The organism is Kitasatospora sp. NPDC093102 (genome assembly GCF_040683915.1).
Classification (GTDB): Bacteria; Actinomycetota; Actinomycetes; order Streptomycetales; family Streptomycetaceae; genus Kitasatospora.
The window spans coordinates 49026-73851 of the sequence record NZ_JBFBFA010000030.1 but is presented as its reverse complement, the minus strand read 5'-3'; the positions used below and the strand labels follow the sequence as shown (position 1 = coordinate 73851).

General features: G+C 75.1%; 19 protein-coding genes. 11 read left to right on the top strand and 8 right to left on the bottom strand.

The annotated features are described in order from the left end of the window. The first annotated feature begins 70 nt into the window (after positions 1 to 70). Complete coding sequence (locus AB0O11_RS28400; protein ID WP_363392432.1) at positions 71 to 811, top strand: GPR1/FUN34/YaaH family transporter; 741 nt, start codon at positions 71 to 73, stop codon at positions 809 to 811. Positions 812 to 946: 135 nt separating this feature from the next. On the opposite strand, the gene AB0O11_RS28395 is transcribed toward AB0O11_RS28400, so the two are convergent. From AB0O11_RS28395 to AB0O11_RS28380, 4 genes are all read right to left on the bottom strand, one after another. Beyond that, complete coding sequence (locus AB0O11_RS28395; RefSeq protein WP_363392430.1) at positions 947 to 2251, bottom strand: MFS transporter; 1305 nt, start codon at positions 2249 to 2251, stop codon at positions 947 to 949. 81 nt (positions 2252 to 2332) lie between these two features. Continuing rightward, positions 2333 to 4546 (bottom strand): hypothetical protein, encoded by a 2214-nt coding sequence (locus tag AB0O11_RS28390; protein WP_363392428.1) that lies wholly within the window; start codon positions 4544 to 4546, stop codon positions 2333 to 2335. Continuing rightward, entirely contained in the window at positions 4539 to 4889 is a 351-nt protein-coding gene (locus AB0O11_RS28385) for a hypothetical protein (RefSeq protein WP_363392426.1), read from the bottom strand. Before AB0O11_RS28385 ends, AB0O11_RS28390 begins: the two co-directional genes overlap by 8 nt. 193 nt (positions 4890 to 5082) lie before the next feature. Continuing rightward, entirely contained in the window at positions 5083 to 5754 is a 672-nt protein-coding gene (locus AB0O11_RS28380; protein WP_363392424.1) for a LuxR C-terminal-related transcriptional regulator, read from the bottom strand. A 183-nt stretch (positions 5755 to 5937) separates the two neighbouring features. Between AB0O11_RS28380 and AB0O11_RS28375 the strand changes: the two genes are divergently transcribed. Further along, positions 5938 to 9120, top strand: a complete 3183-nt coding sequence (locus AB0O11_RS28375; RefSeq protein ID WP_363392463.1) for a cytochrome P450 — start codon at positions 5938 to 5940, stop codon at positions 9118 to 9120. A 371-nt stretch (positions 9121 to 9491) separates the two neighbouring features. Here the strand turns inward: AB0O11_RS28375 and AB0O11_RS28370 are convergent, their stop codons facing one another. Further along, positions 9492 to 10151, bottom strand: a complete 660-nt coding sequence (locus AB0O11_RS28370) for a phosphoribosyltransferase (protein WP_363392423.1) — start codon at positions 10149 to 10151, stop codon at positions 9492 to 9494. A gap of 348 nt (positions 10152 to 10499) precedes the next feature. Between AB0O11_RS28370 and AB0O11_RS28365 the strand changes: the two genes are divergently transcribed. From AB0O11_RS28365 to AB0O11_RS28335, 7 genes are all read left to right on the top strand, one after another. Next, positions 10500 to 10934 (top strand): STAS domain-containing protein, encoded by a 435-nt coding sequence (locus AB0O11_RS28365; protein WP_363392421.1) that lies wholly within the window; start codon positions 10500 to 10502, stop codon positions 10932 to 10934. Positions 10935 to 10945: 11 nt separating this feature from the next. Continuing rightward, on the top strand, positions 10946 to 11479 hold the full coding sequence (locus AB0O11_RS28360) for an ATP-binding protein (RefSeq protein WP_363392419.1): 534 nt from the start codon (positions 10946 to 10948) through the stop codon (positions 11477 to 11479). Positions 11480 to 11545: 66 nt separating this feature from the next. Beyond that, on the top strand, positions 11546 to 11917 hold the full coding sequence (locus AB0O11_RS28355; protein WP_363392417.1) for an STAS domain-containing protein: 372 nt from the start codon (positions 11546 to 11548) through the stop codon (positions 11915 to 11917). A gap of 156 nt (positions 11918 to 12073) precedes the next feature. Continuing rightward, positions 12074 to 16237, top strand: coding sequence for a HAMP domain-containing protein (locus AB0O11_RS28350; protein WP_363392415.1), 4164 nt, complete (start codon positions 12074 to 12076; stop codon positions 16235 to 16237). A 67-nt stretch (positions 16238 to 16304) separates the two neighbouring features. Beyond that, positions 16305 to 18653, top strand: a complete 2349-nt coding sequence (locus AB0O11_RS28345) for a SpoIIE family protein phosphatase (protein WP_363392414.1) — start codon at positions 16305 to 16307, stop codon at positions 18651 to 18653. A gap of 309 nt (positions 18654 to 18962) precedes the next feature. Further along, positions 18963 to 19406, top strand: coding sequence for a hypothetical protein (locus tag AB0O11_RS28340; RefSeq protein ID WP_363392412.1), 444 nt, complete (start codon positions 18963 to 18965; stop codon positions 19404 to 19406). A 67-nt stretch (positions 19407 to 19473) separates the two neighbouring features. Continuing rightward, complete coding sequence (locus AB0O11_RS28335; protein ID WP_363392410.1) at positions 19474 to 20631, top strand: hypothetical protein; 1158 nt, start codon at positions 19474 to 19476, stop codon at positions 20629 to 20631. A 74-nt stretch (positions 20632 to 20705) separates the two neighbouring features. Here the strand turns inward: AB0O11_RS28335 and AB0O11_RS28330 are convergent, their stop codons facing one another. Further along, on the bottom strand, positions 20706 to 21350 hold the full coding sequence (locus AB0O11_RS28330) for a DUF4937 domain-containing protein (protein ID WP_363392408.1): 645 nt from the start codon (positions 21348 to 21350) through the stop codon (positions 20706 to 20708). 170 nt (positions 21351 to 21520) lie between these two features. On the opposite strand from AB0O11_RS28330, the gene AB0O11_RS28325 reads away from it, so the two are divergent. Further along, positions 21521 to 22531, top strand: coding sequence for a GlxA family transcriptional regulator (locus tag AB0O11_RS28325; RefSeq protein WP_363392407.1), 1011 nt, complete (start codon positions 21521 to 21523; stop codon positions 22529 to 22531). Positions 22532 to 22561: 30 nt separating this feature from the next. Further along, positions 22562 to 23314: an MBL fold metallo-hydrolase gene (locus tag AB0O11_RS28320; RefSeq protein WP_363392405.1), complete on the top strand. Its 753-nt coding sequence runs from the start codon at positions 22562 to 22564 to the stop codon at positions 23312 to 23314. Positions 23315 to 23328: 14 nt separating this feature from the next. Here the strand turns inward: AB0O11_RS28320 and AB0O11_RS28315 are convergent, their stop codons facing one another. Together AB0O11_RS28315 and AB0O11_RS28310 are read right to left on the bottom strand one after the other, a co-directional pair. Continuing rightward, positions 23329 to 23982: a GntR family transcriptional regulator gene (locus AB0O11_RS28315; RefSeq protein ID WP_363392403.1), complete on the bottom strand. Its 654-nt coding sequence runs from the start codon at positions 23980 to 23982 to the stop codon at positions 23329 to 23331. Positions 23983 to 24077: 95 nt separating this feature from the next. Beyond that, on the bottom strand, positions 24078 to 24824 hold the full coding sequence (locus tag AB0O11_RS28310) for an SDR family oxidoreductase (RefSeq protein ID WP_363392401.1): 747 nt from the start codon (positions 24822 to 24824) through the stop codon (positions 24078 to 24080). Positions 24825 to 24826: the final 2 nt, after the last annotated feature.

The window sequence follows — 24826 nt, the reverse complement described above, 5'->3', positions numbered from 1 at the left end:
CCGAGGTGCGGGGCGCTCCGGGCGTCGACGTGCTCTTCCACTTTCGAGCGTTGAAGGAGAGATTCGCACGATGACCACAGCCTCCCCGGCCGCCGTCGGCGGCGACGAACCGCCGGCCGGCGGGACGGACGCTTCCGAGGAGCGCCGTTTCGAACCGGACCTCCGGTCGATCACCCGGATCAACCTGCGTCCCATGGCCTCGCCCATGCCGCTGGGCTTCTTCACGGTGGCGATCGCCTCCGTGATGACGGGATGCCTGCAGCTCGGGTTCTTCGGCACCGAGGCCCGCGGCGCCGTCGCCCTGTGCGTGCTGCCCGCCTTCGTCCTGCAGTTCCTGGTGAGCATCCTGTGCTTCGGCGCCCGTGACGTGATCGCGGCGACACTCATGGGCGTGTTCGCCGGCAGCTGGCTGGCCTACTCGCTGGTCATGTTCAGCGGAGCCGCCGATGGCCTCCGGGTACTGGGTGTGTTCAACCTGGCGTTCCTGTGTTTCGGGGCGTTGATGACCGCCGTGACCCGGCCCAAGCGCGCGCTGTGGCTCGTGCTGGTGGTCTCGCTGCCCCGCTGGGCGGCCACCGGCCTGTCCGGTCTCACGGGCGCCGAGTGGCTCACGCGCACGTCCGGGGCCCTCGGCCTCCTGGTGGCGTGCGTCGCGATGTACACGGCGTTCGCCCTGCTGCTGGAGGACATGCGCAGCGAGGAGGTCCTGCCCATCGGTCGCAGCGGACCCGCCCGGGCCGCCGTGAACGGCGACCTGGCCGTCCAGCTCCGCAACCTGGAGCGCCAGGCGGGCGTGCGCCGCACGCTCTGAACGCCTGGTCCCGCGACCCCGTACGCACCGAGCAGCTGTTCCGTGTCCCGATCCGTCCGTCCCACCGGACCATCGACCCGAGGTGGAGCGCTACGGCCGCCGACGCGCCGTGAGGCCGGTCGATCCGACAGTGAGTCAGGTCGACCGGCCGTCGGCGTGCGCGCGGCGCCTGCCGTCCCGATCGGCTGCGGTTCCAGCGGGCCTCGACGGTGCTCGACGCCCTCCGGCGGTTCGCGCCGCGGTGGCCACGAGGGCGAGCGCGATGGTCGCGAATCCCGAAGCGGCCAACACCCGTTGAGGCCCCAGTGCGGCGGTGAGGGGGCCACCGAGCGCGGTGCCCACGGGGGCGGCGGTGAGCAGGGCGGCGCTTCGGGCGGCCAGGACCGCGGTCAGCCAGGCCGCCGGGGTGCGGTCCTGGAACAGGGTGAAGGACAGTGCGGTGAAGGGGCCGTAGATCACGCCGCCCAGGGCGAAGCAGACGAGGGAGACGGAGGCGGGCACCCCCAGGCCGAACGGCAGGAGGGCCAGGCCCCAGCCGGCGATGATGCCCAGGGTGACGGGCCAGAGCGGGAGCCTGCGCAGGGCGCCCGCGGCCAGGGCCCCGAGAACCGCACCGATGCCGAAGACCGTCCAGTACAGCCCCAGGAGGCCGGCACCGGCGTGCAGGTCCTCGGTGACATGCAGCGGGAGTGCGACCTCCAACGGCCCGTAGAGGAAGTTGAAGGCCCAGGTCAGGGCGAGGATTCCGAGCAGCTCGGGCCGGCGGCGCAGCAGCGGCAGACCGGCCGCCGACCGACCGGCGTCGATCGGCACGCCGGTGGCCGGCGCCTCGCCCGGGTCGCCCAGGCGCCCGACCTGGACCGCGAGGACGGCGAAGGACAGCGCGTCGAGTCCGACGATCCAGGCGGGGCCGACGGCCGTCGCCAGGAATCCGGCGAGTGCGGGGCCGACGACGACGGACGCCGAGGCGCTCGCACTGACCAGCGCGTTCGCGGCCAGCCGCTGCTCCGGGGGAAGCATCCGGGCGAGCAGTGAGTACTTCCCCGCGTTGCCCCAGGCGTGCAGCACCGAGGATCCGGCGAGCAGGACGACGTAGAGGACCGGGTGCAGCACCCCTGTGGCCCAGGCCAGGGGCACGCACCCGAGGAGCAGCGCGCGGACCCGGCTGTCGGCGGCGATCAGCCGTCGGGGAGGCAGGCGGCGCAGCCGACGGCCGAAGAGCAGTGCGCCGGCGGCGCCGGGGAGGGCGTAGGCGGCCACCGCGGCGCCGACGACCAGCCCGGACCGGCCGGGCGGCGCGATCAGGACGGCCAGCCACGCCACGGCGACCACGCTCATTCCGTCCCCCAGGTCGGAGGCGGCCAGGGCCGGCAGGAGCCGGCGGAAGTCGCGGCGGGCGAACAGCGGTCGGTACGGACGTGGCAGCAGACGGGTCGTCATGGGGAGAGGCATCCGACCAGGGTCGTGGTTGAAGCGGACTTGAGGTCAAGGTGGCGGCCCGGGAAGGCCGGTCGGCCTTCGCTAGCCCTCCCAGGACATCACGGTGGCGATGGCGGTCAGGACCAGCCAGGCGATGACGGGGATGGCGAGGGTGACGGCGAAGGGCCACTGGGCGCCGAGGAGGATGACGCTGCCGATGAAGGTGAGGAAGACGAGGAAGGGGAGCACGGCGAGTGGGATCACCCAGCTTTCGAGGCGACGCCCGAGCAGGCCGTGGACACTGACGACGGTTCCCAGGCCGACCAGGAGGGCCAGTTTCAGGGAGGTGAGCCAGAGGGCGCTCACGACGGCGGAGCGGTGGCCCTGGTGGGAGACCTGGACCACACGGCCCTTCCAGAGCGTCAGGTCCACGTTGGTGCCGTTCTCCACACTGTCGTAGAGCTCCTCGGTGACGCTGTAGGTGGCGGTGGGCGCCGCCTCGCGGGAGACGGTGACGTCGTAGCTGGTGGAGTCGCTGCTCTGGTCGGTCTTCTTGCCCGTCACCCGGCCGGTCTCCTGGGTGGTGCAGCCCGTTCCGGGCGCGGTGGCCGGGGCGCCGCAGACGGGAGCGCTGCGGTAGGCGACCGTGTCGTCGTAGGCGTCGACGTACCAGGAGAAACCGAGGGCCACGGTGGCCAGGCCGGTGAGCACGAGCAGGACCTGGGCCACGACACGGGCGGGGGAGAGCACGTTCCGCCAGTCGAACCGGCTGCCGTGGCGCCGCGGACGGCGGGGCGCCGGGGGAGCCGTCCGGCGCGGCGGCGGTGTCCCCGCGGGCGGTGAGGGGATCCGGTCGGTCACGGCCCGGGCCCCGCCGGCGGATGCGGCGGTGGTGACGGCGGCGGTGACCACGGCCGGCACCGCGTCGGCCGGCCCCGGCGAGTCCGGTGGGTCCAGCAGGTGTTCGACCTGCCGCCGCAGTACGAGCAGTTCCCGGGTGATGAGTTCGGCCTGCTCCCGGACGTGAGCCAGCTCCGCCTCCAGCGCGCGGTTCAACCCGGCGGCGGCGGTCAGTTGGCGGCCCTTCTCCGCGGACTCCGCCTGGAGCCGTCGGCTGCGCTCCTGCTCGGCCGCGAGCTGCTCGGCGAGGCGCTCGGCCTCCAGCCGGGCGCGCTCCTGTTCGTCGGCGCGGACCCGGTCGGCCTCGTCCCGCTCCGCGGTGAGGGCGTCGATCGCCCGCCGGAGCTCCTCGGTGACCTCCCGGAGGTAGACCACCTGGTCGGCGGGGTCCGGGCTGTCGCGCAGTTCGGCGGCGCGCAGGTCGTGGAGCTCACGCAGCCGGGACGGGGCCGGCGGACGGCCGAGCCGGGAGAGGTGGGCGGCGAAGCCGTCCAGGAAGGTGCTCGGGGCGATGGTCCGGCCGGCCAGGTAGGCCTCGACCTGCTCCGGAGAGTGCCCGGTCGCCTCCGCCAGCTGTCCGGTGTCGGCGGGCCCGGCCTCGGCGCACTCGGCGAGGGCCACGGCCAGTGCCCGGGCGAGCCGGGAGGCCAGGGCGGGCGCCGGGCGGTGGGCGGGGTTGCGGGTGAACGCGAACCGGCCCGCGGTGTCGGTTCCCTGCCGGTTGGGCACGGGCAGCCCGCGCCGGATCAACTCGTCGCGCAGGTACGGGTAGAGGGCGTCGAGGGTGAGCCACTCCGGCCCCTCGGGGAGCCCGCTGCGGACCAGGTCGACCAGGGTGCCGGTGAACGAGGTGGTCCGGTCGGCCTGCTCGGCGAGCGGGACGACGTGGGCGGTGCGGTCGCTGGCGGTGAGGATGTAGGTGCCGAGGATGTCCGTGGCCGCGGCCTGGGCGGCCTCGCCCGCCAGGGCCTCGATGGCCCGGCCGGCGAAGCAGCAGTCCAGCACGACGGCCTTGACCTTCGCCGGACTGTCCAGGAACGCCTCGCGGATCTTCTCGAAGTCCAGCCCGGTCACGTCGGCGTGCTCGGGCGAGGTGTGGGCGAGCGTCAGGCACAGCTGGCCGCGTGGCCGTACGAGGCCGTGGCCGACGTAGTAGAGCAGCAGGACGCCGCGGGTGTCGCGGGCGAGCAGGCGCAGGGTCTGCACCAGGGCGGGCATGTCGGCCGCGTCCTCGATCACGGTGACCCGGTCCTCGGGCCAGCCGCACAGCTTCGGGTCGGTGAGGGTGCGGCCCAGCGCCCGCAGGCTGTTGAGGGCGGCTGGCAGCCGTGAGAGGCCGGTGTCCCGGTAGGTGCCGGTGCCGATCAGGATCGCGCGGGAGTCGGCGAAGTGCGGAGGGCCGGGCCGCTCACTCATCGTCGTCGCCCAGCACCTCGGCCAGGAGCGGGACGACGTCCTCCTGCTTCATCTGCCGTGCGGTCAGCTTGACCCGGCCACGCTTGGTCGTCACTTCGAGCGACACGTCCGCGCGGCGGGTGCGCAGCCAGACCGACAGCGACCCGGCCAGTGCCACGCCCGCACCCCCGGCGCCGAGGGCTATCTCCAGCACCTCGGTCACCCCGCCCAGCTCCCCGTCGGCGGGCGGGGACGGAAGGGGGCGCACCAGCCCCGCCAGCTCGCGCTCCCGGCGCAGCCAGTCCCAGAGCTCCGCCGTCTCCCGCAGCCCGTCGCCGCCGGCGACCCTGATCCGCGCGTCCATGGCACTCCCTCGGCCTCTCCCGGGTGCCTCCCGGGTTCAGCCGGGATGATGGCAGGGATCGTCCCCGCGCGGGGAGCAACGGGGGGAGCTTGTAACCGACTTGTGGAATTCCGCATGGGGGCGCCCGCTGCCGGACCCCACCGCCACGACGGTGGGGCACCCCGCGGACCGACTCCGAGGGCCCGGCGGTACGTCACACCGGGCCGGCCGGCCGCGGCGGCCAGGTGTCCGGGGCCAGGACACCGGTGGCGTAGGCCCGGGCGACCAGGGCGGTGCGGTTGGGGACGCGCCAGCGGCGGGAGAGCCGGGCCAGGTGGTAGTTGACCCCGTCCGGGGTGACGCCGATCTCCCGGGCGATCTGTGCGGTGGTGTCGCCCCGGGCCGCCGCGGCCAGGATGCGGGCCTCGACCGGGCTGGCGTCGGCCTGCGGGCCGGGCGGCGGGGCCTCGCGGACGGGCTCCGCCGCCTGGAGCGAGAGCAGCAGGCTCGGGGTCTGCTCCGGGGTGTCGCCGACCAGGGCGACGGTCATCTCGCCGTTCCGCGCGCGGCCGCCGGCGGGCGTCCAGGAGACCCGGGCCGGGTACTGGGAGCGGCGGTGCAGCCGCACGGCCTCGGCGAGCGCCTCCAGGGTGCCGCTGTCCCGGAGGGTGAAGAACTCCAGAATCCTACGGTTGCGCATCTGCCCCGGCAAACGCCCGAATTCGGCCGCCATCGCGCGGTTGACGATCAGGATCCGCCCGCCGAACTCGCACACCGCGATGGGCAGCGGTACGTGGTCCAGCAGCCGCAGCGCCCGGTTGCGCCAGATCACGGCGGCGTCCGGCCGGCTGCCCGGGGCGGGGCCGCAGCCCTCGGTCGTTCGCATCTGTGGTTCTCCTTGCCAGGGGCCAGAGCTGACGGTCCGTGGGCAAGCCCGCGACCGCCCCGGGTACTACACAATCATGTAGTGATCCCGGCCGGACCCGCCGCCCGGTGGGCGCACAGTGGTGAGAGCCGAAAAGTTTCCTGCCGTGGGAGGGGCACACCGATGACCGAGACCGTGGAGAGCATGACCGAGGGCGAGCGGGCGGCCGGGGCGGAGGGCCGGGCCGTCCCCCTGGTGGACATCTCGGCGGCGCCGCCGGCCGCCGCCCCGATGGTGCGCACCATGGAACTGGCCAGAGAGCACGGCCCGGCCTTCGTCCAGCGGCTGCACGGCCGGGACCTCCTGGTGGTCAGCAGCCTGGAGCTGGTGGCGGAGCTGGCCGACGAGACCCGGTTCACCAAGTCGATCGGCCCGGCCCTGGAGAACGTCCGCCAGTTCACCGGCGACGGCCTGTTCACCGCCTACAACGACGAGCCCAACTGGGCCCGGGCGCACGACATCCTGATGCCCGCCTTCGCGCTCGGCTCGATGCGCACCTACCACCCGGTGATGCTGCGGGTGGCCCGCCGGCTGGTCGACTCCTGGGACCGCCGGCAGGCCGCCGGACTGCCGGTGGACGTGCCCGGCGACATGACCCGGATGACCCTGGACACCATCGGGCTGGCCGGCTTCGGCTTCGACTTCGGATCCTTCGAGCGGGACGAGTCGCACCCCTTCGTCGAGGCGATGGTGCGCTGCCTGAACTGGGCGATGACCAAGCTCACCCGCGACCCGCAGGCGGACCACCGCGAATGCGACGCGGCCTTCCGGGCCGACGCCGACTACCTGGCGAACGTGGTGGACGAGGTGATCGCAGCCCGTGCCGGGGAGGAGGAGCAGGGCCCGGCCGAGGACCTGCTGGGCCTGATGCTCGGCGCGGTCCGTCCTTCGGGCGGCACCCGGCTGGACGCCGAGAACATCCGCAACCAGGTGATCACCTTCCTGATCGCCGGCCACGAGACCACCTCGGGCGCACTCTCCTTCGCCCTGTACTACCTGGTCAAGCACCCGACCGTGCTGCGGCAGGTGCAGCGGGAGGTGGACGCGCTCTGGGGCGCCCAGGCCGACCCGGAGCCCTCCTACGGGGACGTCGGACGGCTGCGCCGCACCCGCCAGGTGCTCAACGAGGCGCTGCGGCTGTGGCCGACGGCGCCCGCGTTCAGCCGGGAGGCACGTGAGGACACCCTGCTCGGGGGCCGCATCCCGCTGCGCGCCGGGGAGACGGTCTTCGTCAGCACGCCGATGCTGCACCGCGACCCGGCGTGGGGCGACAACCCGGAGCTGTTCGACCCGTCCCGGTTCGACCCCGAGTGCGAGCAGGCCCGCTCCCCGCATGCCTTCAAGCCCTTCGGGACCGGCGAACGCGCTTGCATCGGGCGGCAGTTCGCGCTGCACGAGGCCGTCATGCTGCTCGGCATGCTGGTCCACCGCTACCGGCTGATCGACCACGCCGACTACCGGCTGACCGTCAAGCAGACGCTCACCATCAAGCCCGACGGGTTCACCCTCGGCCTCGCGCGGCGTACGCCCGTCCGGACCGTCGACCCCGCCGCCGCGCCGACGGCCGTGGACCGGCAGGCCGCCCGGGCCGCCGAGCGCCCCGGGCGGGTCCGGCGGGGGACCGGGCTGCTGCTCCTGCACGGCTCGAACTACGGTGCCTGCCGGGAGTTCAGCCGGCAGCTCGCGGAGGCCGCCGCCGACCTCGGCTGCGAGACCGCGATCGCCCCGCTGGACGCGTACGCGGACGGGCTGCCCACCGACCGGCCGGTGGTGATCACCGCGGCCTCGTACAACGGTCAGCCGACCGACGACGCGGCCCTGTTCGTCCGCCGGCTCCAGGAGTCGCGCGACTCCCAGGAGTCCGGGGAGGGCGGGACGGCCGACGGTGTCGAGTACGCGGTGCTCGGCATCGGCGACCGCACCTATGCCGCGACCTACCAGCGCGTCCCGGCGCTGATCGACGACCGGCTCGCCGCGCTCGGCGGCACCCGGCTGCTGGCCCGCGCCGAGGCCGACGCCTCCGGCGACCTGGCCGGCTCCGTACGGCAGTTCACCGCGGCACTGCGCGAGGCCCTGCTGGCGCGCTACGGGGACGCCGACGCCCCCGCCGCGCCGCAGCCGGAGGCCGCCTACTCGGTGACCGAGGTGACCGGCGGCCCGCTGGCCGCGCTGGCCGCCCGGCACGACATGGCGGAGCTGACCGTCACTGCCGTCGGCAGCCTGACCGACCCCGACTACCACCGGGTCAAGCGGCTGGTCCGCCTGGCCCTGCCGGAAGGCGCCGGCTACCGGACCGCCGACCACCTCACCGTGCTGCCGGCCAACGACCCGGCGCTGGTCGAGCGCGCCGCCAAGCTGTTCGGCGCCGACCCGGACACGGTGCTGGGCATCGTGGCGCACCGGCGCACCGGACCGGCCGTCGACCGCCCGCTGACGGTTCGCGAACTGCTCACCCACCACGTGGAGTTGCAGGACCGCCCGAGCGCCGAGCAGCGCGCCGCGCTGGCCGCGCTCAACCCCTGCCCGCCCGAGCAGGCCGCGCTGCGGGCGCTGCCCGAGGACGACCCGCGCACCCTGCTGGACCTGATCGAGGACCACCCGGCCGTGCAGGAGCGGCTCACCTGGCCGGTGCTGCTGGAGCTGCTGCCGCCGATCCGGCCGCGGCACTACTCGATCTCCTCCTCGCCCGCCGGCGACCCGGGCCAGGTGGACCTGATGGTCTCGGTGCTCAGCGGGCCGGCCCGCTCCGGCCGGGGCACCTTCCGCGGCACCGGCTCCGGTCACCTCGACCGGGTGGCCGTCGGTGACACCGTGCTGGCCCGGGTCCAGCCCTGCCGCGAGGCGTTCCGGATCGGCCACCGCACCCCGGTGGTCATGATCGCGGCCGGCACCGGCCTGGCACCCTTCCGGGGCGCCGTCGCCGACCGCCGGGCGCTGCTCGCCGAGGGGGCCGCTCTCGCCCCGGCGCTGCTGTACTTCGGCTGCGACGACGAGGCTGCGGACTACCTGCACCGGGGCGAACTGGAGGCGGCCGAGCAGGCCGGCGCGGTGTCGCTGCGGCCCGCCTTCAGCGAGCGGCCGCAGCACGGGCGGCGCTACGTGCAGGACCGGATCACCGCCGAGGGGGCGGAAGTCTGGGAGCTGCTCGACGCCGGTGCCGAGGTGTACGTGTGCGGCGACGGGGCCCGGATGGCGCCGGGCGTCCGGGCGGCCTTCCGGGCGCTGTACCGGGAGCGCACTCCGGGGGCCGACGAGCAGCGGTCGCAGGCCTGGCTGCAGGGGCTGATCGAGGCCGGCCGGTACGTCGAGGACGTGTACGCGGGCTGAGCGCCGGCCCACGGGTACGGGCGCCGGCACCCGGACACGGCCGTCGACCTGCTGCACCGGTGCAGCAGGCCGACGGCCGGGGGCCGGGATCGCGTGAAGTCCCGCCCGCTCTCCAGGAGTTCGGTGCGGCGGGCGAGGAACTCGGCGGTCCTGGCGCGACTGTACTCGGCCGCCCAGGGCATCCAGGGCCGCAGGTGCTCCAGCGACTCCTCGATGACCGCGAAGAACTCGGGCAGGTCCGCCTCGCCGTCGAAGCCGCGCAGGGTCACCTCGTCCAGGGTGATGACGTGCTCGGGAAGGTTCATGGCGGGAGGACGGTCCGGGCACCCCTCACCGGGCAACGGGTTCTGGCGGTGGGGACCGGTGGCCCCTCAGCTCCGTCCACCCGCAGGGCTGTGCCGCCGCAGCAGGACGGCCGCCTCGCGGTCGGTGACCTCGTGGAACTCGCCGTACCAGGGCCCGGCGGCGTGCGCGTAGCGGGGCAGGTGGAGGCAGACCACCGCGTCCACGTCCCGGCGCAGGTCGGCCGCGATCCGGGCGTCGCCGACCGGCGCCGCGAGGATCAGGTGCGCCGGGCGGTCGGCGGCGAGGGCGTGCAGGGCCGCCCGGGCGGTGAGGGCGTCGGTCAGGCCGTCGGAGACGAGGACGGCGGTGCGCCCGTGCAGCGACAGCCGGGCGCGGCCCTGGCGGTAGAGCGCCTCGCGGCGGTGGACCTCGACCCGCTCGCGCTTGACGCTCGCACCCAGCTCCGCCGGGGTGACGCCGAGGGTCCTGAGGGTGTACCGGTCGAACAGCGGCGGGTCGCCGTCGGCGATCGCGCCGACCGGGCGGTCGTGGCCGGGCACGGCCAACGGCCGGACCACCGTGGCGTCGAGCGGGGCGCCCAGGGCCTCGGCGACCTCGGCGGCCACCGGCAGCCCGCCGGGGGCGAGGCCGAGGACCACCAGTCCGGCACCGGCCCGCCCGCCCAGCAGCGGGACGAGCCCGCGGGCCAGCTGGTGTCCGGCGGTGCTGCGGTCGAGGAATCTCACGGCCTGTCCTTGTCCTCCATGCGTTCGCGCGCCCCGGTCGGGACGGGGTGGCACGAACCGGCGAGCGGCCTGCGGGCAAACGCCCGCCCGGCCCCTCCACCGTGGCGCCTTCCCCGCCGCGACGGGCTCTAACGTCCGGGGTGCGGTCAGGTCGTGATGCGGGCCATGCGGGCCGGCGCGTGTGACCCGGCGGGGTCGGGGCAGGCGCGGGGCATGGACGAGCGACGGACGGTACTCCCGCCCGTACCCGGGATGTTCGCGGGTGCGGTCGTTCGCGCGGCCCGGTACGGTGCGCGCGATGACGGCCACGACGGCGCCCCGCCGTCCCGACCGGACCGGGAGCGGGTCATGTCACGGCCATCCGATCAGTCTTGCGAGCCCACCGGGGGCGACGAGTCCGGCAACCTGCGGGTCGCAGTGGGCGACCAGGGGCCGGTGCGGATCGTCACCGTGGTCGGGGAACTGGACCGGGACACCGCGGACGAACTGCGCTCCACGCTCGCCCACCTGCCGTCGGCGGACGACATCGAGCGGGTCGTGGTCGACCTCGCCGGCCTGCGGTTCTGCGACTCGACCGGGCTGAACGTCCTGCTGCGCGCCCGGCTTGACGCGCAGGCGGCCGGGCTGAGGCTGGAGCCGGCCGGCCCCGGCCCGTCGGTGGCGCGACTGTTCGCGATCACCGGGGCCGACGGCGTGCTGCGGGTCCACCCCGACCTCCGTACGGCGCCGGCGGCCTCCGGCGAGGGCTCCGCCGGGCCTGTCGAGCGGCCCGAGCCGAGGTGAGGAGGCAGGCCGTGGACCGCCCCGGGAACGGTGGGCCGCCAGGCCGGGAGCAGACCAGGCGGCTGACGCTGCAGGGCAGCGCCGGCGCGGTGCAGCGCAGCCGCGAGTTCAGCCGACGGGCGCTGGTGTCCTGGCACTGGCTGCCGGCCGCCGACGCGGACCGGCGGGCCGCGGCCGAGGACGTCCTGCTGATGGTTTCCGAGCTGGTCACCAACGCCTGTCTGCACGCACCCGGCGGCCCGTGCGAGCTGCGGCTGCACTGGAACGGTGTCCGGCTGCGGGTGGAGGTCGCGGACGCCAGCCCCGTCCAGCCGCGGTTGCGCCCGTTCGGCGGTGTGGGACGGCCGGGCGGGCACGGGCTGCGCGTGGTGGACCGGCTGGCCCGCGCCTGGGGCTCGCAGCCCGAGGGCGTCGGGAAGCTGGTCTGGCTGGAGGTGTCGCGCCCGCCGGCCCTGACGATGGCCGGTGCGGACGGGGAGCCGGAGCGGCCGGCCGGTCGGCGTCCTTCCCGGCCCGAGGGGTTTCCGGCGCGCCGCAGTGGATAGTCGCGTGGGCGTGAGCGTCGGCACCGATCGGTGCGGGATCCGGACCGAGAGAGGAGCCCCGCAGCCATGACGCAGCGTCCGTCGAAATCCGGGAACCCGGCCCAGGGCCGGGCCGAGGGGCTCACCGTCGAGATCCGGCCGTGGGCCCTGGGCACCGTGCTGGTACTGCTCGGTGAGCTCGACCTGGACTCGAGCGCCGACCTGCAAAACGCGCTCGACCGGGCCTTCGCCGAGCCCGCCACCGTGGTCGTGGTGGACTGCGCCGGGCTGGAGTTCTGCGACTCCACCGGGCTCAACGCCCTGCTGCGGGCCAAGGCCCGGGCGGCCGTGGACGGCAGCCGGATCGAGCTGGCCCGGCCCCGGCCGCTGATCCTGCGGATGCTCGAACTCACCGGCGCCGTCGACGCCTTCCCGATCCACGAGACCGTGCCGGGCTGAGGCCCGCGCCGGCCGCCCGGCCCCGCGCGAACCGCCCCGCGTGTCACCCCCGGCCCGCGGTGGCACAGTGGGAGCAGGGCGGCGGCCCGCCGCCCTCGGGGCCGAGGTGCCCGGACCTGGCACCCCGGCCGTGCGAGCGATCCGGACGGTGGACGGATGGACGAGCAGCCGGTACCCGGAGCCCCCGCGGCCGATCCGGCCGAGCAGGCGCTGCGGCAACTGCTCGCCGGGCTGACGGCCGTGCGCGACGGGGACTTCCGAACCCGGCTCGTCCTGGACCGGCCGGGGGTGCTGGGGGAGATCGCCGTGGTCTTCAACGGCATGGCCGACCAGCTGGCCCGGGTGACCTCCGAGGTGACCAGGGTGGCCCGGGAGGTCGGCAGCGAGGGCCGGCTCGGCGGTCAGGCCCAGGTGCCGGGCGTCGCCGGGACGTGGCGCGACCTGACCGACTCGGTGAACGCGATGGCGGGCAACCTGACCTGGCAGGTGCGCAACATCGCCCAGGTCACCATGGCGGTGGCCCGCGGCGACCTCACCCAGAAGATCGACGTGGACGCGCGCGGCGAGATCCTGGAACTCAAGAGCACCGTCAACACCATGGTGGACACCCTGTCCGCGTTCGCGGACGAGGTGACCAGGGTGGCCCGGGAGGTCGGCAGCGAGGGCCGGCTCGGCGGTCAGGCCCAGGTGCCGGGCGTCGCCGGGACATGGCGCGACCTGACCGACTCGGTGAACGCGATGGCGGGCAACCTGACCTGGCAGGTGCGCAACATCGCCCAGGTGGCGACCGCCGTGGCCGAGGGGGACCTCACCCAGAAGATCTCGGTCGCCGCGCGCGGGGAGATCCTGGAACTCAAGACGACCATCAACACCATGGTCGACCAGCTGTCCTCGTTCGCCGCCGAGGTCACCCGGGTCGCGCGCGAGGTCGGCACCGAGGGCCGGCTGGGCGGCCAGGCGGACGTCCGGGACGTCTCCGGCACGTGGAAGTCGCTCACCGAGTCCGTCAACGTCATGGCCGACAACCTCACCGCCCAGGTCCGCTCGATCGCCGAGGTGACCACCGCTGTCGCGGAGGGCGACCTGACCCAGAAGATCCGGGTCGACGCGCGCGGCGAGATCCTGGAGCTGAAGGAGACCATCAACACGATGGTCGACCAGCTGTCCTCGTTCGCGGACGAGGTGACCAGGGTGGCCAGGGAGGTCGGCACCGCCGGGAACCTGGGCGGGCAGGCCACCGTCCGGGGCGTCTCCGGGACGTGGAAGGACCTCACCGACAACGTCAACGTGATGGCCTCCAACCTGACCGGCCAGGTCCGCTCGATGTCCGAGGTGGCGACGGCGGTGGCCCGCGGCGACCTGTCGCGGAAGATCACCGTCGAGGCCAAGGGCGAGGTCGCGGCCCTTGCCGACGCGATCAACACCATGGTGGACACCCTGTCCGCGTTCGCCGACGAGGTGACCAGGGTGGCCCGGGAGGTCGGCACCGAGGGCATCCTGGGCGGGCAGGCCACCGTCCGGGGCGTCGCCGGGACGTGGAAGGACCTCACCGACAACGTCAACTTCATGGCGCACAACCTGACCAGCCAGGTGCGCAACATCGCCCAGGTCACCACCGCCGTCGCCGAGGGCGACCTGACCCGCAAGATCGACGTGGACGCGCGCGGGGAGATCCTGGAGCTGAAGACCACCGTCAACACCATGGTGGACACCCTGTCCTCGTTCGCCGCCGAGGTGACCCGGGTGGCCCGGGAGGTCGGCAGCGAGGGCCGGCTCGGCGGGCAGGCCCGGGTGGAGGGCGTCTCCGGCACCTGGAAACGGCTCACCGAGAACGTCAACGAGCTGGCCGGCAACCTGACCCGGCAGGTCCGGGCGATCGCCGAGGTCACCAGCGCCGTCGCGGCCGGCGACCTGACCCGCTCGATCAGCGTGGACGCCTCCGGCGAGGTCGCCGACCTCAAGGACAACATCAACGCGATGGTCGGATCGCTGCGCAAGAGCACCCTGGCCAACCAGGAGCAGGACTGGCTCAAGACCAACCTGGCCCGCTTCTCCGCCGCGATCCAGGGCCGCCGGGACATCCGCGCCGTCGCCGAGATGATCACCGACGAGCTGACCCCGCTGGTCGGCGCCCAGTACGGCGCGTTCTTCCTCGCCGAGGAGGGCGCGGAGGAGACCGAACTGGCCCTGATCAGTGCCTACGGCCGTCCGGCCGGGGAGCAACGGCGGCTGCGGCTGGGGGAGACCCTGGTCGGCCAGGCCGCCCGCACCCGGCGGAGCGTCGCCGTGGACGATCTGCCGCCCGGCTACGCCACCGTCTCCTCCGCCGCGGGCAGCGGTGACGCCCGCTCGGTGGTCATCCTGCCGATCGCCCTGGAGGAGTGGCTGATCGGCGTGATGGAGTTCGCCTCCGTCCACCCGTTCACCGAGGTGCACCGCGACTTCCTGGCCCAGTTCGCCGAGGCCTGCGGGGCCAACCTCGGCAACCTGCTGGCCAACGCCCGCACCGACGAGCTGCTGGGCGAGTCCCAGCGGCTCACCGCCGAACTCCAGGCCCGCTCCGAGGAGTTGCAGGACGGGCAGGAGGAACTGCGGCGCTCCAACGCCGAGTTGGAGGATAAGGCCGCGCTGCTCGCCCAGCGCAACCGGGACATCGAGGCGAAGAACCTGGAGATCGAGCAGGGTCGCGAGGAACTGGAGGAACGGGCGCGGGAGTTGACCCGGACATCGATGTACAAGTCGGAGTTCCTGGCCAACATGAGCCACGAGCTGCGCACCCCGCTGAACAGCCTGCTCATCCTGGCCCAGCTGCTCGCCGAGAACAACAGCGGGAACCTCACCCCCAAGCAGGTCGAGTACGCGGGTGTGATCCACTCGGCCGGCACCGACCTGCTCCAGCTCATCAACGACATCCTCGACCTCTCCAAGGTGGAGGCCGGGAAGATGGACCTGGCCATCGAACCCTTCGCGGTGCGCGAACTGCTGGAGTACGTGGAGTCCGGCTTCCGGCCGCTGGCCGACCAGAAGGGGCTCGCCTTCGAGATGTCCGTCGACCGGGCCGTACCGGAGCGGATCGCCACCGACCAGGCCCGGCTGCGCCAGGTGCTGCGCAACCTGCTGTCCAACGCCGTCAAGTTCACCGACACCGGCCGGGTCGAGCTGCGGATCGAACGCGTCGAGGAGGCGGAACTGCCGTCCGGACTCGGCCGGGCGCGTGCCGCGGTGGCCTTCCACGTGGACGACACGGGGATCGGCATCGACCCGGCCCACCTGGACACCATCTTCGGCGCCTTCCAGCAGGCCGACGGCTCCACCGCGCGGCGCTACGGCGGCACCGGCCTCGGGCTGTCGATCAGCCGGGAGCTCGCCCGGCTGCTCGGCGGCACCATCACCGTCCGCTCGGCGGCGGGGCAGGGCAGCCGGTTCACGCTGTACCTGCCGCTGGGCGAGCAGGCGGCGGAGGGCGGGTCCGAGCCGCGGGTCCTGGTGGTGGAGCCCGAGCCGCCGGGGCTGCTCACCCAGCTCGCCCGGGCGGCGGTCGGGGAGATGGAGGCTTCGTCGGGCGGTCCCCCGGACGGACGCTCGGGAGGGCCGTCGGGAGGTCCGTCGACGGGAGCTTCACCGGACGGCGGGCCGCCGTCGCCGGTGCGGATCCACGGGGTGGATGACGAGGCGGGGCTGCGGGCCGCGCTCACGGGCGGGCCCTACCGGTGCGTCCTGCTGGACCTGGTCGGCTCCGCGGACCTCGCGCCGTTGCTCGGGGAGTTCGCGGCGGCGGAGGGCCCGCCGGTGCTCGGGTACGGGGGCGGCGGCCCGCCGCCCGCGGGCGTGGAGCAGGTCGGCGGGCTGGACGAGCTGCGGGTGCGGGTGATCCGCGCGCTCGGAGGCGAGAGTCCCCCGGCGGCCGGGCCGGCCGCCGGTGGCCCGGCCGTGGCGGGACCGCCCGCCGGGCGGACCGTGCTGATCGTCGACGACGACATCCGCAACGTCTTCGCGCTCACCGCGGCCCTGGAACAGCACGGACTGACCGTCCTGCACGCCTCCGACGGCCGCGCCGGGGTCGACCTGCTGCGCGCCCACCCGGAGACCGACCTGGTGCTGATGGACGTCATGATGCCCGGAATGGACGGCTACGCGGCCATCGCGGCGATCCGGGCCGACGCGCGCTTCGAGCGGCTGCCGGTCGTCGTCGTCACCGCCAAGGCCATGCCCGGAGATCGGGACCGCAGCCTGGCCGCCGGGGCCGACGACCACATCACCAAACCGGTCGACACCGGCCGGCTGCTGGAACGGATGCGGGACTGGCTGGGCGCGTCATGACCGCTCTTCGGCACGGCGGCGGTGCGGCCCGGCATGAGGACACCGTGGCCCGGCTCCGGGGTACGCCGTGACCGGCCGGCAGGAGTCCGCGGAACGCACGGCCCGGGCCCTGGCCGAGACCGTCCGCCGCCTCCAAGCGGCCGCCGCCCGGGCGCACGCCGAGGCGCGGACCAAGGCCGCCGTCAACCTCGCCACCGGCATCCTGGCCGAGCGGCTCGGCCTGCCGGTCGCCGAGGCCGCCGCGTACCTCGCCCGGCTGGCCCGGGAGGCGGGAGTGCCGGTGCTCGCGCTGGCAGCGGACATCGCGGGGCTTCCGGAGCCGAAGCCGGAGCCGGACACGGGGATCGGGCCGGAAACGGGGGCCGGTCCGGAAACGGGGACCGGGCCGGAAGCGGCGCCGTCGGCCGTCGGCCTTCCCGTCGCCGGGCCGCCGGAGGCCGGCCCACCCGTGGCGCCCGCACTCGCCGCCGCGCCCGACCTGGAGCACGCCACCGGAGCCGTGCTGGACCAGGCCGCGGCGCTCGGCGTCCGCGCCGTGGCCGTCTGGCAGCGGCTGCCCGGCGGCGCGCTCGCCCTGGCCGCGCACGCCGGGCTCTGCGCCGACGAGGTGGCCGGCTGGGCCCGGGTGCCGCCCGGCGTGCCCACCCCGGCGCAGCTCGTCGTCGGCGGCGGAACCGAGCTGTGGCCCGGCGAGCCCGGGACGGACGGGCCCTCGGTGGGCGTCGGCGCCACCCGGGCGGTCCTCCCGCTGCTCGACCGGGGCCGCCGCAGGGGCGCGCTGGAACTGCTCTGGCCGGCCGCCGGCCCGGGTGCCACCCCGGTGTTCGGCCCGGCCCGGCGCCGCGAGCTGTACGCCCTCGCCGACCTGTGCACGACCCTGCTCGGCCCGCCCCCGGAGGCCGTCGCCCCCGAGCAGGCCGCCGCCCTCCTGGACGGGCTGCTCACGCCCGCGCTGCTGCTGGCCCCCGCCCTCCGGGCCGGGCGGATCGCCGACTTCACGGTGCTGCGGGTCAACGCCCGCTTCCGCGACCCGCTCGGCCGCCCCCGGGAGGCGCTGGAGGGCGCCTCGCTGCTGGAGACCTACCCGGTGGCCTGCGCCGCCGGACTGCTCGACCGGCTGCTGCGCGCGTACGAGACCGGCGCGCCGTCGACCGCCGAGCGGGTCCGGCTGGCCTTCCGGGAGCACGGGCCGGCCGTCCCGGCGGCCGTCCTGGTCTCGGTCGTCCCGCTCGGCAACCGGCTGCTGCTCTGCTGGCAGCTGGAGGACGACCGGGAGGAGGACGAGCGCATCGCCCTGCTCCGCCAGGCCCAGCGGCTGGCCCGGGTGGCCGGGTTCGAGGAGTGCCCCGCCGAGGGCCGGATCCGCTGGAGCGACGGGCTGTACGAGCTGTACGGGCTGCCGCCGGGCGCTCCGCCCGTACCGCTGGACCGGCTCGCGCGGCACACCCACCCGGACGACCGGCCGGCGATCCGGCGCCTGCTGGACACCGTCCGGCACCACCACCGCACCGCCTCCGCGGTGGTCCGGCTGGACCACCCGGACGGCACCCACCGTTTCACCCGGGTGATCGCCGAGCCGGTGGTGGACGAGGCCGGCCGACTGGTCGCCGTCCGCGGCGCGTACCACGACGTCTCCGCCCAGCACTGGACGGAGGTCGCCCTCGGCGCCACCCGGGAGCGGCTGGCCGACAGCGAGCAGGAGTCGGCGGAGCGGGCGCAGCTGGCACTCCGGCTGCAGCAGGCGATCCTGCCGGCCGCGCCTCCCCCGCTCGACGTCACCGGCCTGCACGCCGCCGTCCGCTACCGGCCCGCCGCCCAGCGCGACCGGGTCGGTGGCGACTGGTACGACGTGCTGGTGCTGCCCGACCGGAGGGTGCTGCTCGCGGTCGGGGACGTGGCCGGGCACGGCGTCGGCGCGGCCACCGGGATGGTTGCACTGCGGCACGCCCTGCGCGGCCTCGCCGTCACCGGAGCCGGCCCGGGCCGGCTGCTGGCGTGGGCCAACACCGTCGCTCTGCGCGAACCGGGCCAGGTCACCGCGACCGCCGTCTGCGTGCTGCTGGACCCGCTCGGCGGCGAACTGCACTGGGCCCGGGCCGGCCACCTGCCGCCGATCCGGTTCGGCTCGGACGGCGCCCAGGTGCTGTCGCTGCCGCACGGCGTGCTGCTCGGCGCGCTGGACGATGCCGAGTACGAGGAGCGCACCGCGCGGCTCGACCCGGGAGACGTCCTGCTGCTCTACACCGACGGGCTGGTCGAGCGCCGGGACCGCCCGGTGGAGGAGTCGGTGGAGGAGCTGATCGAGGCGGCCGGCGCCCCCGGCCCGGACCTGGAGCAGTACCTGGACCGGCTGCTCGAACTCAGCCCTGCCGACACCGACGACGACACCTGTCTGATCGCCGTCCAGACCGAGTAGGCCCGTTTCCCGCGCCACCGGCCGCCGCCCGACCACCGTTGCTCCGCATGTACCGTTGCTCCGTACGACCCACACCGGGATCGAGGTCGTCGCGGAGCGGTCCGGGACCTGCTGCGCGACCAGCCCCCCGATCCGGCCGACCGCCCCGTGACGCTCGGCCCTCCCGCCCGGGCCACGCCGCGCCGCCTCGTCGCGACGACCGGCCGCTGACGTTCCTGCGGGTTTTCCGGCGGCCGTTACGGGCCGCCCGGGGCGGGTAGGCGCGGATCCACGCGGGGGCCGGTCGAGACCAGGACGGAAGGGATTCCCATGGTGCTGCTGGGACTTCCGCTGACGGCGGCGTCCGGCGCATTCGCCGGACTGCCGATCGCGGACAACCTCTCCGGCGGGCCCGGTGACCAGGTGACGATCCTGGGCAACAACCTGGTGGCGCTGAACAGCCTGAACATCTGCCTCTCCGCTGTGGCGCTGGCCCTGCTCTTCTGTCTCGGCCTCGCGATGATCGGGCTGTCCTGGCGGGCCCCGCGAAGGGTACGGCGGTCCGGCACTCCCGTGGAGCGGTCGGCGCAGGGCGGGTCGGGCAGCCCGGAGGACCCGCCGACGGAGCCGGTGCGGCACCCCGCCCCTGCGGAACGCGCCGTGGGCGGCTCCGACGAGATGCGGGTGCCGCCGCAGGAGCGGGCCGCCGGGCAGGGCGGCCGGCCGACGGCGGCACGCCCCGGCGGCCGGATCCGGCACCTGTTCGGGCACTGAGCCCCCTGCGCCGGGAGCCCGAACCGACCCGCCCACCGACTCCAAGACCCGATCCCGGGAGGCCGCCATGGACCTCGCCTTCCTCACCCCGCTGCTCGACCGGCCCGGACCCTGGGCCTCCGTCTACCTCGACACCTCCCGCGCCACCGAGGACGCTGCCCGGCGCCGGGCGCTGCTCGACCGCGCCGCCGTCCAGCGGCTGGCCGGCGCCGGAGCCGACGCACCCAGCTGCGCGGCCGTCCGCGACCACCTGGCCGAGGCGCCCGCGGCCGGGTCCCCGCCCGGGCGGGCGCTGTTCGCGGCGGACGGCGAGGTGGCGCTGGACGTCCCGCTCGCCTTCTCCCCGCCCGACGTCGCTGCCACCTGGGCCCCGCTTCCGCACACCGGCCCGCTGCTCGGCCTGCTGGACGACGCGGTGCCCGCCTGCCTGGTTGCGGCCGTCGACCGCACCGGGGCGGACCTGGAGCGCTACGAACTCGGGCGCGGCGAGCCGATGGGCACGGTCGAGGGCCCGCAGTGGCAGGGCCGCGGGCACCGCGCCCCGCCCGCCGACCGCCACGAGTGGCACTACCGGCACCGGGTCGAGGACAGCTGGGAGCGCACCGCCGGGATCGTCGCCGAGCACCTCGCCCACACCTGGCCGCACAGCGGCGCCCAGCTGCTCGTCCTCACCGGCGGCGCCCGGGAGCGCCGGGCCGTCCACGACCGGCTGCCGCAGCAACTCCACTCGGCGACCGTCGAGTTGGAGGGCGGCACCGGGGCCGGCGGCACCTCCCGGGAAGCCTTCGACCGGCGCCTCGCCGCAGCCTGGAAGGAGCACCGCAGCCGGCACCTCGCCGAGCTGCTCGACGCCTTCCACACCGGTGTCGGCCGCCCCGGCGAACACCGCACCGACGCCGCCGGGACCGAGACCGCGCCCGGCCAGGCCGCCCAGGGCATCCCCGCCGTGCTGAGCGCCGCCCGGCAGCACCAGCTCGCCGCGCTGCTCCTCCAGACGGGCGGCCACGACCCGGAGCGCCCGGTGTGGACCGGCCCCGAACCCGAGCACCTCGGCGTCCACCGGGCCGACCTGCGCGACATGGGCGTCCGCCGCCCGGCGCAGGCCCCCGCCGCCGACGCCCTGCTGCGCGCCGCGACGGCCTGCGCGGCCGAGGCCCTGCTCGTCCCGGACACCCTCCCCGGCCCGCCCGGCGGCCTCGGCGCGGTGCTGCGCTGGCCCGCCTGACCTCCCTTCGGCCGGCTGCCGTGCCCGGTGCGGCATGGTCGTGACGGCCGTCGGGCTGCGTCCGCTGAGGCCGGTCAGCGTCGACCTGGTTCCCCTCGGACCAGCCACGAGGGTTCGAGGCGGAGCAGGTGGCCGGTGAGCGTCCGGACGTCGGTGGGGACCGCGGCGCGGGGGAGCAGCGCGGGGAGGTGGTGAGTGGTGTAGGCGTGGTGGGCGGCGGGGGTGGTCCAGAGGGTGGTGACGAGGCAGCGGTCGGGCGCGAGGCGGGTGACGGTGCCGCCGAGCATGCCGTCCGCCGCGGCCATGCCCGGGGCCCAGAGTCGGCGTTGGACGTCGAGGAAGTGCTCGGTGCGGCCGGGGTGGAGCCGGCAGTCGGCGGCCCGCAGAACGGTGGCGCGGGTGAGGGCGTCGGGCAGGGAGGGGGCCGCGCCCGGCATGGTGAGGACGACCGGGCCGGTGGCGACCTCGATCGTGCGGTAGCCGGAGCGCTGGCCGGCCTGGGCGGCGGCCCCATCGTGGCGCTCGCGCATGAAGCGGGCGTACGCGGGCTCGTCGCTCCACAGGCCGAGCAGGAGGGCCCGGTCGGCGTCGGGTGCCCAGCCACCGGCCTGGCCGACCAGGCCCGGCTGGTCGGAGATCGCCGACCAGCGCCGCTGGCCGGCGGCGAACGCCTCGCGTGCTCCGGGCCGCACCCGGCAGTCGATCCACTTGCCCCACATGCGGGCCATCATGCTGCGGGGAGGCGGTGGAGGGTCCATCGGGCGTCGGTCCCGGGGCGGTCGGTCCAGGGGCGTAGGGCCTGCCGGGGCGGGTGCCGGATGGGGCGGTGGCCGGATGTTGCAGACTCCCGTCATTGCCGCCATCGGTGTCGTCGGGCGAGGGTGGGGGCATGAACGACGCACCCCGCCTGTCGCATCTGGTCGTGATCCCGGTGTTCCCCGGAGTGAACGCGCTGGACGTGGCCGGGCCCGCCGAGGTCCTCGCGCTGGCCGGTCGGCTGCTGCCGCCCGGGCGGCCGGGCTACGAGGTGCGGGTGTGCGCGGAGCGGCGCGGGCCGGTGGCGACCTTCTCGGGGGTGCCGCTGTACGTGACCGACACCCTGGCCGAGCAGCGGGTGCGGCCGGACACGGTGCTGGTGCCGGGGCGGGTGGACCTGGGGCCGGACGGACCGGTGCCGCAGGTGGATCCGGTGGTGGTCGCCTGGCTGCGGGAGGCCGGGCCGCGGGCCGGGCGGATCGCCTCGGTCTGTGCGGGCGCGCACGTGACGGCGGCGGCCGGACTGCTGGACGGGCATCGCGCGACCACCCACTGGGCGACCGCCGAGCGGCTGGCCGCCGACCATCCGGCCGTCGAGGTGGACGCCGACCCGGTGTTCATCCGCTCCGGGCGGATCTGGACCAGCGCCGGCCTGACCACCGCCATGGACCTCACCCTCGCCCTGGTCGCCGAGGACCACGGGGACGACCTGGCGCTGCAGATCGCGCGGATCATGGTCATGTACCTCCAACGACCGGGCGGCCAGAGCCAGTTCAGCGTCCCCCTGGCACACCGTACGGGCGGCCGGGCGGACCTGGGCGCTCTGCGCCGCTGGATCGCCGAACACCTGGACACCGAGCTGTCGGTGCCCGTGCTCGCCGGGCGACTCGCCATGAGCGAACGGCACTTCGCCCGGGTCTTCCGCGCGGAGACCGGCACCACCCCCGGGGCCTACGTGGAGGAGCTGCGCCTGGAGGCCGCCCGCCGGCTGCTGGAGCGCAGCGACCATCCGCTGCCGGGCGTCGCCCGGGCCTGCGGCTTCGGTTCCGTGGAGACCTTGCACCGGGTGTTCAGGGACCGGCTGTCCACCACCCCGGGGGACTACCGGCGCCGGTTCCGGATCCCGGCCGAGAACACCGACTGAACATCGATGCACCGCGAAAGAAGGAACACTGTGAGGATCACGGCCACGCACATCGGAACGGCGACGGTCCTGCTGGAGGCCGGCGGCCTGCGGCTGCTCACCGATCCGGTCTTCGACCCGGCCCCCGCCGAATACCGGCACGACCCGGTGGTCCTGCGCAGCACCCGGGGCCCGGCGACGGGCGTGCACGAGCTGCCGCCGGTGGACGCCGTGCTGCTCAGCCACGACGAGCACCCCGACAATCTGGACGCCACCGGCCGTACCCTGCTCGACGGGCGTCCGGTGCTGACCACGGTCGGCGGGGCGGCCCGGCTCGGCGGCGGCGCGCTCGGGCTGGCGCCGTGGCAGACCCGCGACCTCACCGTGAACGGCCGCACCCTGCGGGTGACCGGCACGCCCGGTGTGCACGGGCCGGTCGGGGAGGTCACCGGGTTCGTGGTCGAGGTGCCGGGCGAGCAGGAGGCGCTGTACGTCTCGGGCGACACCGTCCACCTCCCCGAACTGGCCGAGGTGGGGCGGAGGTTCCGGATCGGCACGGCCCTGCTGCACCTCGGCGCCGCCCGGATCGAGGCCTTCGGCGGCGGCGAGCTGATCACCATGGACGCGGCGCAGGCCGCCGCGCTCACCACCTCGCTCGGAGCCCGCCGGGTCGTGCCCGTCCACTACACCTCGTGGGAGCACTTCACCGAGGGGCGGACGGAGACCACCGCACGGTTCGCGGAGGCGGGCCTGGCCGACCGGCTGCACTGGCTCACCCCGGGCGTCGCCGAGGTGCTCGACTGACGACCGGAGCGGGTTCAGAGCGCGGCGACCGGGGGCAGCCGGTCCAGGATGCGCTCCATGCCGCCGGTCCAGTTGGCCTCCAGCGCGGTGACGGCCTGTTCGAGGTCGCCGTCGAGCAGGAACTGGGCGATCCGCTCGTGCTCCTCGGCGGCGCGTTCCAGGATCTCGTGGTCGCCGACCACCACCCGCTCGTAGCGGTGCAGGGTGAGCTTCAGCGAGTCGATCATCTCGCGCAGCCGGGCGTTGGTGCAGCCGGAGAGCAGCAGGGCGTGCCAGGCGTCGTCGTAGCGCTCTATCGTGCCGTGCGGGGCCTGCGGGGCGGAGAAGGCGCGTGCCTCGGCGAGCAGCCGGGGGGCGATCTCGGCCAGGTGTGCCGGGTCGGAGGTGCGCAGGGCCAGCGACTCCAGGGCGATCACGATCGCGGTGAGGTCGAGGAACTCCTGTTTGCCGGTGGGGGCGAAGCGGAAGCCCTTGCCGCGCTCGCTGGTGATGATGCCCTCGCGTTCCAGACTGATCAGGGCCTCGCGCAGGGGGGTTCGGCTGACGCCCAGTTCCTCGGCGAGCTGGACCTCGTTGATCGACTCGCCGGGGGTGAACCGGCCGCGGCCGAGCTGCTCCAGGAGTTCGTCCTTCACCTGCTCGCGCAGCGGACGCCGCTCGATCGCCATCGGGCTTCCCTTCTTCCTCGGTCCGTAGCGTACCGGCCGGGCGACCGGCGCCGACGGCCGGTCGCCCGCAGCCGTCGACAGCGCTGTGCTTCGGGTCACGCGGTGCCGGCGCCGTCCACGGCGATGACGGCGCCGCTGACGAAGGCGGCGGCGTCGCTGGCCAGGAAAGCGACGGTCTGGGCGATGTCCCGGGGTTGGCCGATCCGGCCGAGCGGGCGGTCGGCGGCGTCGGTGTAGAAGGCGTCCGGGCTCTCGCCGAGCTGGCGGGCCTCCTCGGCGAGCATGCCGGTGTCGGTGTCGCCGGGGCAGACGCAGTTGACCCGGATGTTGTCGGGGCCGTGGTCGATGGCCATCGCCCGGGTCATGTTGACCACGGCGCCCTTGGAGGCGCAGTAGGAGATGGCCCGGCCGCCGCCCTTGATGCCCCAGCCGGAGCCGGTGTTGACGATGCTGCCGCCGCCGTTCGCAGCCATCAGCGGCACCACCAGCCCGCTGAGCAGCATGATCGAGCGGACGTTGACGGCCATCACCAGGTCCCAGTCCTCGTCGCTGATCTCGGTGACGGTGGAGCGGCGGATGATGCCCGCGTTGTTGAACAGCACGTCCACGCCGCCGTGTCGCTCGACGGCGGTGCGCACGGCGCGCTCGCAGTCGGTGCGCCGGGAGACGTCGCAGCGGACGAAGGTGCCGCCGATCTCCTTGGCGGCCTGTTCGCCGCGTTCGGCGTCGAGGTCGACGAGGACGACGGAGGCGCCGAGTTCGGCGAGCAGGGCGGCGGTGGCCCGGCCGATGCCGGAGGCGGCGCCGGTGACGATCGCGCGCTTGCCGTGCAGGTCGATCATGG